1 protein-coding gene is annotated in these 229 nt (G+C 62.9%); it reads left to right on the top strand.

The annotated features are described in order from the left end of the window. The coding region (locus ACLEJQ_RS25880; RefSeq protein WP_440799967.1) for a carbon starvation CstA family protein at nucleotides 1-229 on the top strand (229 nt) is incomplete at both ends.

Here is a 229-nt window from a genome sequence, read left to right as displayed (position 1 = left end):
TCCGGTCTGGGCCAAGGCCTTCACCTTCACCGGGATCCAGATCACCTGGATGCTGATCGGCTACGGTTTCGTCGCGGCGGTGCTGCCGGTGTGGCTGATCCTGGCACCACGGGACTACCTGTCGACGTTCCTCAAGATCGGCACCATCGTCGCCCTGGCGATCGGCATCCTGATCACCATGCCCGAGCTGAAAATGCCGGCGCTGACCCAGTTCACCAACGGTATGGGG

Origin of the sequence: Pseudomonas sp. SMV71 (genome assembly GCF_052042015.1) — a bacterium.
Lineage (GTDB): Bacteria > Pseudomonadota > Gammaproteobacteria > Pseudomonadales > Pseudomonadaceae > Aquipseudomonas.
This window is presented reverse-complemented; position numbering and strand designations above follow the sequence as displayed.